This is a genomic window from Pseudoalteromonas sp. BSi20439, from assembly GCF_000241165.1.
In the GTDB taxonomy this organism is placed as follows: Bacteria; Pseudomonadota; Gammaproteobacteria; order Enterobacterales; family Alteromonadaceae; genus Pseudoalteromonas.
The window spans coordinates 1-11,069 of the sequence record NZ_BADW01000207.1 but is presented as its reverse complement, the minus strand read 5'-3'; the positions used below and the strand labels follow the sequence as shown (position 1 = coordinate 11,069).

General features: G+C 39.3%; 12 protein-coding genes. 7 read left to right on the top strand and 5 right to left on the bottom strand.

The window, feature by feature from the left end:
- Nucleotides 1-1,050: 1,050 nt before the first annotated feature.
- The 5 genes from P20439_RS15725 to P20439_RS15705 all read left to right on the top strand — a co-directional run bounded on the left by P20439_RS15725 (nucleotide 1,051) and on the right by P20439_RS15705 (nucleotide 7,134).
- A complete protein-coding gene (locus P20439_RS15725) occupies nucleotides 1,051-2,430 on the top strand; it encodes an MATE family efflux transporter (RefSeq protein WP_008110164.1) in 1,380 nt (459 codons plus the stop codon).
- Nucleotides 2,427-4,421 (top strand): excinuclease ABC subunit UvrB, encoded by a 1,995-nt coding sequence (gene uvrB, locus P20439_RS15720; RefSeq protein ID WP_008468252.1) that lies wholly within the window; start codon nucleotides 2,427-2,429, stop codon nucleotides 4,419-4,421. The genes P20439_RS15725 and uvrB overlap by 4 nt, the downstream gene beginning before the upstream one ends.
- Entirely contained in the window at nucleotides 4,422-5,351 is a 930-nt protein-coding gene (locus P20439_RS15715) for a class I SAM-dependent methyltransferase (protein ID WP_008468251.1), read from the top strand. It begins immediately after the preceding gene.
- A gap of 8 nt (nucleotides 5,352-5,359) precedes the next feature.
- Entirely contained in the window at nucleotides 5,360-6,025 is a 666-nt protein-coding gene (locus P20439_RS15710) for a tRNA (adenine(22)-N(1))-methyltransferase TrmK (protein WP_008110172.1), read from the top strand.
- 95 nt (nucleotides 6,026-6,120) lie between these two features.
- On the top strand, nucleotides 6,121-7,134 hold the full coding sequence (locus tag P20439_RS15705; protein ID WP_008110173.1) for a hypothetical protein: 1,014 nt from the start codon (nucleotides 6,121-6,123) through the stop codon (nucleotides 7,132-7,134).
- Between the two features lie 8 nt (nucleotides 7,135-7,142).
- Here the strand turns inward: P20439_RS15705 and P20439_RS15700 are convergent, their stop codons facing one another.
- Entirely contained in the window at nucleotides 7,143-7,385 is a 243-nt protein-coding gene (locus P20439_RS15700; protein ID WP_008110174.1) for a hypothetical protein, read from the bottom strand.
- A gap of 175 nt (nucleotides 7,386-7,560) precedes the next feature.
- Here P20439_RS15700 and P20439_RS15695 point away from each other — a divergent pair, with 175 nt between their 5' ends.
- Complete coding sequence (locus P20439_RS15695) at nucleotides 7,561-8,010, top strand: isoprenylcysteine carboxylmethyltransferase family protein (RefSeq protein ID WP_008110176.1); 450 nt, start codon at nucleotides 7,561-7,563, stop codon at nucleotides 8,008-8,010.
- 61 nt (nucleotides 8,011-8,071) lie between these two features.
- On the opposite strand, the gene queC is transcribed toward P20439_RS15695, so the two are convergent.
- Nucleotides 8,072-8,728 carry a 7-cyano-7-deazaguanine synthase QueC gene (gene queC, locus P20439_RS15690; protein WP_008110177.1) on the bottom strand — a complete coding sequence of 219 codons (657 nt, stop codon included), beginning with the start codon at nucleotides 8,726-8,728 and terminating at the stop codon, nucleotides 8,072-8,074.
- A 145-nt stretch (nucleotides 8,729-8,873) separates the two neighbouring features.
- Between queC and queE the strand changes: the two genes are divergently transcribed.
- Nucleotides 8,874-9,539 (top strand): 7-carboxy-7-deazaguanine synthase QueE, encoded by a 666-nt coding sequence (gene queE / locus P20439_RS15685; protein ID WP_008110178.1) that lies wholly within the window; start codon nucleotides 8,874-8,876, stop codon nucleotides 9,537-9,539.
- A gap of 152 nt (nucleotides 9,540-9,691) precedes the next feature.
- On the opposite strand, the gene P20439_RS15680 is transcribed toward queE, so the two are convergent.
- The 3 genes from P20439_RS15680 to P20439_RS18635 form a co-directional block, all read right to left on the bottom strand.
- Nucleotides 9,692-9,964: a hypothetical protein gene (locus P20439_RS15680; protein WP_008110179.1), complete on the bottom strand. Its 273-nt coding sequence runs from the start codon at nucleotides 9,962-9,964 to the stop codon at nucleotides 9,692-9,694.
- A gap of 15 nt (nucleotides 9,965-9,979) precedes the next feature.
- Nucleotides 9,980-10,282: a hypothetical protein gene (locus tag P20439_RS15675; protein ID WP_008110180.1), complete on the bottom strand. Its 303-nt coding sequence runs from the start codon at nucleotides 10,280-10,282 to the stop codon at nucleotides 9,980-9,982.
- A gap of 52 nt (nucleotides 10,283-10,334) precedes the next feature.
- Nucleotides 10,335-11,069: hypothetical protein (locus tag P20439_RS18635; RefSeq protein WP_158307801.1), on the bottom strand; the 735-nt coding region annotated here is incomplete at its 5' end.

The following is an 11,069-nucleotide window of genomic DNA, read 5'->3' as shown; positions in this document are numbered from 1 at the left end:
GAGCTAAGGGGGAAGCGTCTTGCCTTTCAACGGGGCGAAATATTAATGACCGCATAGCAAAGTGTCAACATATAAAAGATCATAAATTCAAAAAAGAGGTCTATTCGTTGTTTTTATGTGCAATCTGCGCGTTTTGTGACTCTATTTGAGTAAAGGGCAGTGATATTGTTTTATAAAAACAGCGCAATATTTGAATCAAGTGAGTAACTTTAACCAATAAAACTTACAGTAAAATTTAATAAAGCAGCTTTTAGTGATAAAAAAGTGTTCTATTTCCTGTATTTTTATAAAGTCTTAATAAACGTATTTAAAATAATTACCTCACTTTTATTTTACCTCGTTAAAGTTTGTTGAACTAAATCTAGATGAGAACCGTAATGATGTTTTGTATGTTGTTCAAAGCAGAATGGTTGCTGAACTTTCGAGAGTTTGTATAAAAACAAGGCAATCAATGGGTTGACTATTTATGCAGCATGAATGCGGTTTAGCACTAAATAAACATATAACGATGTTTTAAGTCGTTACAAAACCATTTAACGCTGTTTCCATATTGCTAACGAAAAAAATCAACCGCACTGTTAAATTTACACCGCGTTGTAGCCCTTTATAAACGTGGGGTTGAATGAGTTATCCACGGTTTCTGTGGATAACTCTGTTTATGAAACTTTAAGAACATCGTCGCCCCCAGCGGTGTAGGGCGCTTCAACGATTTCAAGTATTAAAAAGCTTTTTTTTAAATATTAAAAAACAAAGACTTATGATTCAGCTTGAATAGCCATCTAAACGATAAATAAAATTTTTCGTGACGATAAAACATCATCGCTTACTGTGTAATAAAGCAACAAAACATAAAAAGTAAATGTTGCAAAAGTTATAAAAATGTATTTAATTTGGTTTTTGCTGTGTTTGTGTGAAATTTGTTTACAACAGCATAAAAACAACAGTTTTTAGATTAAAGGTTAGTTTGATTGTTTAGATTTAATAAAGCATGGCTTGAACAGCCCAGATGCTTTAAAATATGCCGTTCAGTAAAAGAGGCTTATTTATTTTATGCGCGCACATTCTCAATCACATACTCGCCCTGATTTACTCACCGCCCCAATCTTGCCTACATTAAAAAAAATGACCGTTCCGATGATCTTTGGAATGATCACCCTGATGATGTTCAATATTGTTGATACTTTTTTTATTAGTTTGCTTGGCACTGAGCCGCTTGCCGCGGTGAGTTTTACATTTCCTGTTACTTTTACCGTCATTAGTTTAGCGATTGGTTTAGGTATAGGGACCTCGGCAGTAATTGCAAAGGCCTTAGGGAGCAACAATATTGAAGAAGCGCGTTTTGATGCCAGTGTCTCGTTGTTGGTGGCGATAGTATTAGTATTGGTTTTATCTGCCTGTGGCTATTTATTGATTGAGCCTATATTTACCTTGCTTGGGGCTGGGGAGCAGGTGCTCCCGCTAATTCATCAGTATATTAGTATTTGGTTTTTGGGAAGTGTATTTTTAATTACTCCCATGATTGGAAACTCAGTACTGCGTGCCAGTGGTGATACAAAAACACCAAGCATTATTATGGGCGGGGCTGGGCTTATTAATGCAGTGCTCGATCCGATGCTTATTTTTGGCTTTGGTCCCATTCCCGCATTAGGCATTAAAGGGGCTGCCATTGCCAGTGTTATAGCCTGGGCAGTTGCGGTGGCAATTATTTTATACATATTAATAGTTAAAAAGCGGCTGCTTAGTTTAAAAGCTGGCAAGCAAACCGTTATTGGCGCAATCCGTAAAATTTTAAAAATTGGTTTACCTGCAGCGGGTGCTAACATGCTCACCCCAGTTGCTATGGCCGTTATGACCGCATTAGTTGCTCATCATGGTCCCGAAGCCGTGGCTGCTTTTGGAGTAGGGAGTCGAATAGAATCAATAGCGAGTTTAGTGGTATTAGCTTTGTCGATGACATTGCCACCTTTTATCAGCCAAAACTTTGGAGCGAGTCATTTTTCTCGTGTAAAAGATGCCTACCTAGGTACGCTCAAGTTTGTAATGTTGTGGCAGTTCATTATTTATATTGTATTAATTATTTTTTCAGGCGTTATTAGTGAAATATTTGGTAAAGAGCAAGCGGTTGTTGATGTCATCAAACTGTTTATTTATACCATTCCTCTAAGTTATGGCTTACAAGGAGTGATCATTTTATCAAACTCCTCGTTTAACGCTTTACACAAACCCATGAACGCCTTAGTTTTGAGCGTCATTCGATTGTTTGTTTTTTATATTCCCTTTGCGTATATCGGAAACGAACTCGCAGGCTTAATCGGCTTGTTTATTGGCGCGGCCATTGGTAATTTATTCACAGCCCTTGTAGCCTACAAGTGGTTTATGAAAGAAATTGAAGCGTTAAGCAGTCAAGCATTACAGGAGTGTAGTCATTGAGCGATCATTTTCAGCTAGTATCAAAATTTAAACCCGCAGGGGATCAACCAACCGCTATTGCTCAATTGTGTGAAGGCTTAGAAGCCGGACTTGCTCAGCAAACATTATTAGGCGCAACGGGTACCGGTAAAACATTCACTATGGCTAACATTATTAGTGATTTAAACCGACCTACTATTATTATGGCACACAATAAAACTCTAGCGGCGCAATTGTACGGCGAGATGAAAGAGTTTTTTCCACACAATGCGGTTGAATACTTTGTATCTTACTACGATTACTACCAACCTGAAGCCTATGTGGTAGCCAGCGACACCTTTATCGAAAAAGACGCATCTATTAATGAGCACATAGAGCAAATGCGACTCAGTGCCACTAAAGCGCTTTTAGAGCGACGCGATACCATTATTGTTGCCTCAGTATCGGCAATTTATGGTTTGGGCGATCCTGATTCATACATGAAAATGATGCTGCTCTTAAAAGTAGGTGAAAAGGTCGACCAACGAGATATGCTGCGCCGTCTTGCAGAGCTACAATATACGCGAAATGATATTGACTTTAGTCGTGGTACATACCGCGTACGTGGTGAAGTGGTTGATATATTCCCCGCTGAATCAGACACCTATGCAGTGCGTGTAGAAATGTTTGATGACGAAGTTGAACGCCTAAGTATTTTTGACCCCTTAACCGGTGCGGTAGAAAAACACATAGTGCGTGCCACTATTTATCCTAAAACTCACTATGTAACGCCACGAGAAAAAATTCTCGAAGCTATCGAAAAAATTAAAGCCGAACTCAAAGAGCGCAGAGCACAATTGCTCAGCGCAAACAAGTTAGTAGAAGAGCAACGCATAGCTCAGCGTACCCAATACGATATAGAAATGATGACCGAGCTTGGTTATTGCTCTGGTATTGAAAACTACAGCCGTTATTTATCGGGGCGTACACCTGGCGACCCACCGCCAACATTACTGGACTATTTACCTGACGACGCATTAATGATTATTGATGAATCGCACGTAACCGTCTCGCAAATTGGCGCCATGTACAAAGGCGATAGAAGCCGTAAAGAAAACCTCGTTGAATACGGTTTTAGAATGCCCTCAGCTATGGATAACAGGCCACTGCGTTTTGAAGAATTTGAGGCCATTGCACCACAAACCATTTATGTATCTGCCACCCCGGGTGACTTTGAATTAGAGCGCAGCAACGGCGAAGTTGCAGAGCAGGTTATTCGTCCAACCGGCTTACTTGATCCCGTTATTGAAGTGCGCCCGGTAGGCGATCAGGTTGATGACTTACTATCAGAAATTTACAAATGTGTTGAATTAAAAGAGCGTGTGCTGGTAACTACGCTTACTAAACGCATGGCTGAAGATTTAACTGACTACTTGAGTGAGCACAATGTAAAAGTACGTTATTTACATTCTGATATTGATACCGTAGAGCGAGTAGAGATTATTCGTGATTTACGTGCCGGTGTATTTGATGTGTTAGTAGGCATTAACTTACTACGTGAAGGCTTAGACATGCCAGAAGTGGCACTAGTGGCTATTTTAGATGCCGATAAAGAAGGCTTTTTACGCTCAGCACGCTCACTTATTCAAACGATAGGCCGTGCGGCGCGCCACCTTGATGGTCGTGCCATTTTATACGGTGACAGAGTGACTAAATCGATGGCTAAAGCCATTGAGGAAACTGACCGACGCCGAGAAATACAGCATGCTTATAATGTTAAGCATGGTATTGAACCTAGTGCATTAGTTAAAAAGATACTTGATGTAATGGATGTAGGCCAAGATGCTTCACCGCAAGACAACCTACAGCTTATTCGTAAAGAATCTAAAAAAATCCTCAGTGCTAAAGAAATTGCAACGCAAATTAAGCAGTTAGAAACCAAAATGCATGCGTATGCCAGCGATTTAGAATTTGAAAAAGCCGCCTCAGTGCGCGACGAAATACATGAACTACAACAACAGTTGATTAATTAAATGACAACCGATTTTACTCCTCTTATGTCTGCTTTGGCAGACACGCCTTTTTCCGATAACGAGCTTTGCCGCGTATTTCATGGACGCGGCCACAGTGTTGAAGCGCTTAGCCATATTAACTTAGACTTTTATCCACCGAGTTTGTTTTTGGTGTCATACAGTGAAATTGATGAGGCAACACTCACTACGCTTACCGATACGTTATGGCAGTGGGCACAACAACATCATCCAGAGCTAATTACTGCATTGGTGTATCAGCAGCGAGCGGGGCTACAAAGCCATAACACCCTAGTGCATGGGCAACTGCCAGTTCGCCATAGCGTAGCCGAGAACGGGGTGCGCTTTTTGGTTGACTTAATGAGTAAGCAAAACACCGGTATTTTTCCTGATATGCGAAAAGGCCGTGAGTTTGTCATGCAAAATAGTAAGCACGCCAAAGTGCTTAATTTGTTTTCTTATACCTGTGGTTTTTCGGTTGCGGCTATGCACGGCGGTGCAGATCATGTGATGAACATGGATATGAGCAAAGGTGTGTTAAAAGTGGGTAAGCAAAACCACCAACTCAATAATGTCGATCGTGGGGTCAGTTTTTTACCGCACGATATTTTAAAGTCGTTTGGTAAGCTAAAAAAAGCCGCACCGTTTGATTTAATTATTGTTGATCCGCCCAGTTTTCAAAAAGGAAGTTTTATTTTAACCAAAGACTATCAAAAAGTGCTGCGTAGACTTCCTGAACTATTAAACGATGCCACACAGCTGTTGCTATGTGCTAATAGTCCAGAGCTTACAGAAAACGATTTTAAAGCACTTATTGAAGAGCATACTCAAGGTGCTATTGAATTTGTTAAACGCCTTGAACCTACCGATCGCTTTATTGAAATTGATAGCGATAAAAGCTTAAAAGCATTGGTGTACAAAACAAAAACATAGTGAGTTAAATGAAACTGAGTAAACGTTTAAACGTCATTAATTCATTAATTACACAGCCTCTCGATATTATTTGGGATTGTTGCTGCGATCATGGCTTTTTAGGTATGGCATTACTTGAGCGCGGCATAGCCAAACAAATAAACTTTGTTGATATTATTCCACAGTTAATGGAAGCGCTTGAGCAGTCGCTGCAACAATTTGAGCAAGGAAAGTCTTTGCCTTCATGGCAAGTGCGCTGCGAAGATGTTGCGCAAATTAAACTGCCAACAGATGCCAAGCAAGTAATCGTTATTGCTGGAGTGGGGGGCGATTTATGCTTAAAGCTAATTGAGCAAATTATTGCTAATAATCCGCACAGCCTTAAACAACTAAGTTTTATTATTTGCCCTATTATGCACCTCTATAAAGTACGTGCGGGTTTAAAAGACTGTAATTTGCAGCTCGATAGCGAGCAAATTATTGTTGAAAACAAGCGTTTTTACGAAGTGCTACAAGTCAGTTTTAATGCCACCGGCACTATTACTAAAACGGGGGCTCATATGTGGGATACACATAACCCTCAACATCATCAATATCAGCAGCAATTGCTTGACCATTATACTCGAATGCTCAATAAAGATAGACTTTACTATCAAAAAGTTATAACGGAGTATCAACATGTATTCGAACGCTAAATACTACTAATAAGTGTGATCGCTTTTAATGATTAACTACGTAAAGTGCTTCATAGTTAATATCTTGCCGTTGGGCAGATTTATTTGGTTTATATATGTCAGATAACAATATAAAAATTGAGTCATTATTGGGCGATGGGCAAAAATGGCAACACAGCTACGAGCAACCGATTTCGTATGCGCCCTTAGTACAACTGGCTAATAAAAATTGGATTGTTCCGCAGCATTTTTTGCGTTACAAGCACACATTAGCGAGTGTTAATGAAGTGCTTAACGACATTAGCTTTTCTAACCACTTTAGTGTGTTAGCGGCAGAAAAAAACAGTGATATTTATCTGCAAGTAGCAGTGCTTAGCCCCGACAATTACCGTGCTGATAATAAAGCAAAAAAACTATTGTTTGGTCGCCGTTGGCCAGTAGAGCAAAACTTACCTACTTCTGAGCTTATTCAAACCGCATTCTTAGCGTTAAAAGTGGCGCGTGAACATGAGGTTAGAGAGCTTTTCCAGCTGCAGCATCAAGAGGCAACCAGCACGCCGTTTAATAATCATCATGACTTACCCGTTATGGCACAAAACCCTGACTTAGTAACAAGCGGTTCAGTTGAAACCACATCTTTGGCGACAATAATTACGCGTTTGGTATTTGCTGATGCACCGGTCACTTTAATGAGCCATCAGAGTATTGCGACGGGTGAGCAGCTTTACACGGTAAAGCTTAATTGCGAAGACTGTCAGCTAAGTGAGTTTAACCACACGCAGTTGTCTTTTTTAGCCAGTGACAGTTCACCAAATAGTTTTTTACACAGTTTTATTAATGCGTTGGTTAATACCAGTAATGAGTATGTAAACGAGCATTTTAAATACCAAGGTTTTGCGCGCTTTAGTAAGCATGTGCGTGCGGAGCGAGTAGGTGAGTTAAGTGTCTCTATGCGCTCGCCAAGTTCGGTTAGTTTGTGCTCTATGGGTAAGCAAGAAGCGAATCAGTTAAATTTTGAGATAGACAGCGCTAGAGCGCCACAAGGGTGTGGCCAAGCAATTGGTGGTTTTTTAGCTGCCCATGGCATTGAGCAGCCAGAAAACGCACATTTATACCCACATTACTTGTAACGCGTACTTTAAAGTTTATTTATTTCTTGTTTTACGCTGTAGCTTGAGTCGGTAACAATGGCTTCAAGTGTTTGTACTCGTTGTTTAAGTTCACTCACTTGAGCGGTTACCTCAGCTAGTTGTTTGTGTGCGTCTTGATTGTTGTCCTGTACTTTATGTTTAAATTCAAGGTGCTTTTTATACATATCATAAATAACCCCCGAACCCACAGAAATAAGCACAATGAGAACTATCATTGTTGTGCCAGACATAATTACTTCCTTTAATTTTATTTTAAGCTTAAATTATAACCATAATCAAGCGCCGATAAAGCCAATAAATTGTAACTTTATTTGTATTTATAAATATTCGATAAGCCATTGTTATTTTTTGTGTTGCCACAATATAATAATTAAGCTGATTTTTTAATCGATACAAGGAATAGGTATGCTCAACAATAAAGTTCCACCTTTGGTGGTCATGGTGTTTTTTGCCGCTATTATGGCGCTAATCGCTCACTACACGGTAATTGACTTTACCGCATTTATTATTTATCTCGCGCTCGCACTCGTCGCTACGGGGTGTATATTTTGTATTGCTGGCGTCGTGAGTTTTCGGTTGGCTAAAACCACAGTCCTCCCCAACAAACCTGAAGAAGCCTCAAGATTAGTTACATCAGGTGTTTATAAACTTTCTCGTAATCCAATGTACTTAGGTTTTGCGTTTATATTAGCAGGCTGGGGCGTGTGGTTGGGTTCAATGTGGGCTTTTTTAGGTGTAGCAGGGTTTATTGCTTACATTACCTTATTTCAAATAATCCCAGAGGAGCGGGCGTTACATCAGTTATTTGCTGAGCAATTTGACGATTACAAATCACGGGTAAAACGCTGGCTTTAATGTTTGTTTCGTAATAAAAAAGGCTACCCTTGGTAGCCTTTTAATATGCTTACTTTAAACCTTACTCGTATTCAAGCGGGTCGGTCACGTTGTTAAGCTCAAAGGCTTCTAAACGTTCTTGGCAAGCGCCACACTTACCACACGCTTTGTCGCGGCCGTTATAACAGGTCCATGTTTGGCTGTAGTCTAAGCCCATTTTAATACCATCGGTTAAAATATCGATTTTAGTATTGTTTAAATACGGGCTAAAAATTTCCACTGCATCGTAATTTGCAATACGACACACATCATCCATCTTTTTAACAAACTCAGGGCGGCAATCTGGGTAAATTGCATGATCGCCTGAATGCGCGCCGTAATATACTTTGCTCGCTTTAAGCGATACCGCGTAACCTACTGCTAAGGAAAGTAAAATCATATTGCGATTAGGCACAATGGTGCTTTTCATGCTTTCTTCTTCGTAATGGCCTTCTGGCACATCAATATCGTCTGTTAATGACGAACCACCAATAAGCTGATTGATCGCTGATATATCAACAATTTTGTGCGGGACATTTAGCTTTTCACATACGTTGGCGGCTACTTTAAGTTCTTTAACATGACGCTGACCATAATCAAACGAGAGGGCATAAACATCATGGCCTTGTTGCAAGGCTTTATTTAATACAGTAAATGAGTCCATACCGCCGGAATAAATAACAACTACTTTTTGCGTCATACGTGGTTTGCTCTTTAGTTTTGATAGAGGTTTATATCAGGGCGCGATATACTACACGGCCAAGGCATAAATGACAATTTTTGCACCGTGCTTTGCGATTTTTAATAGTAACAATTTTGCCGTCAGGTTGTAAGTGAGATTTCTTTTGTACAAAATTAATGAAGTGTTTGAAACCATTCAAGGTGAAGCGAGCTTTACCGGTACGCCGTCTATATTTTTACGCCTGCAAGGTTGTCCTGTGGGATGTTCGTGGTGTGACACTAAACAAACCTGGGATGTTGATAATGTATATAAAGTATCACTAGATGACACGGTAGAAAAAAAAGCCGACTCTGATCATTGGGCTGAGGCCAGTGCCGCGCAGGTCCTGGAGTTATTTAAATCCCGTGGCTATACCGCCAAGCATGTTGTGATCACCGGTGGTGAACCTTGCATGTACGATTTAAATCCAGTGTGTAATTTATTGCATGATCATGGCTTTAGCACGCAAATAGAAACCAGTGGCACCTTTGAAATTCTCGCCCCTGCCCAAACGTGGGTTACGGTATCGCCAAAAATTAATATGCGTGGTGGTTACAAAGTATTGAGCAGTGCTATGCAACGCGCCGATGAAATTAAACACCCAATTGCTATGCAAAAGCACGTAGAAGAACTGGAAGAGTTATTTGTCGCCACGGGTGTTAACCCAAAACTGGTATATTTACAGCCAATCAGCCAAAAAACGTCGGCAACTAAATTAGCCATTGATACCTGTATCGCCAAAAACTGGCGTTTATCAATTCAAGTACATAAGTATTTGGGTATTAGTTAAAGAGAAAGCGCAGCTGCAAGTGTTTAGCTAAATACTCATCAAGAAGAGATACAAGGTTGGGTGAGTAAATCCCAACCTCAGTTAACAAACAAGGCGCAGTTCGCTTACTGCTCCCAGGTAAACAAATTTCAGCTCATAAAGCCAAGCAGGCTTTAAATATAATTTTCATCAATAAACTGGCACCACTGCTGAGTATTTAATTCTGGTACGCCTGGCTTATCTCTAATACCGAGTTTAAACATGATTACAGAGCGCCATTCTAAAGAGCCAATGTCTGGCCCATGTCCATAACCGTCACCGGTACTTATTTGCTGTTCAACATGATTTAACCATGGTTCAGAGCACGGCGAATATTTTTCACCCTTTTGCGCAACACTACTGCACCCAGCAATAATGAGTAATAAAGGAGCCATTAATAGTTTCATATTTTACCTATGTGTTTATTTTGCTAATCGCTGCTGTGTTAAGTTTAAACGTTTATGTGAGCTGTATACTTGCAACCTTTCATCGTCCGTAATTAAAAATGCATCCATTTCTACAGATATTAACGCAGATATGGGGAAAATCTCTAAAACACTAAGGTCAGCAAGTTTTGCTGAAAGAAGTGCAGTTTTGCCATTAGCAATAAAGGTAGAGTCTTGATCACGGTAATCGCCATCTACATATAGTTTTGCACCATTAAACCATGAGTTAACAATTTTAATTTTATGACCCTTGACCGTGAATTCGAACTCTTTTCTCATTTTAAAACTCCGTTTTTTGAAAAACATATAAAGTTTTAACAACTTGTTATACCTAGCTTCTATTCATTAAAGTAAATACATGATGCTCTTTTATATTCTTTATATGAGAAAAAGACTCAAGAACCTCTTCTCTAAAACCAAATTCAACAGAGTCAATTAATGAATCTGCAATAAGATCATTACCGCTCTCTTTTTCTCTGCCTATAAAATCAAATAATCTAATAATTTTATGAATAATCAATGGGGTAGTATCTGTCCTACCTGAAAAAATATCAACCAAAGCACGTTCCATGTAAATTAGTACAAGTGAATCAAGATCTTCTTTTGTTGTAGGTGGTAAGCCGCCTTTACCAACTTTTAAAATAATATCTTCATTTCTAAAGTTCTGTTCAGAGACTTTGAATCTGCAGTACCTTTTTACTTTTCGCTCTAACGTTTTAGCTCCCATCTCACATCCAAAACAATTATCAAGTGTATGTTTATGGTTTTGTTCTAATTTTTCATAAGTTAACTGAGTAGCTTTTACAACATCATTTCTTAAAATTCGAGAATCCATATAAGTAGTTGTACTTTCTAGCATGTTATTAAAAATTTTTAAGTTCAGCTCAGAGTTCATCATTTCATTTGCGTGCTTAAGTTGATTTTTGCTCGTTTGCCAAGTTAGAAAAATCAAGATGGATGTAATTGCTAATAGTGGTGGTGTTAAAATTGAGTTGAAAAAACTAGCAGTGCTTATCCAATTTTCTATTGGAGCATTAAAATTAAACTTAAACCTTATAAAGTAAGT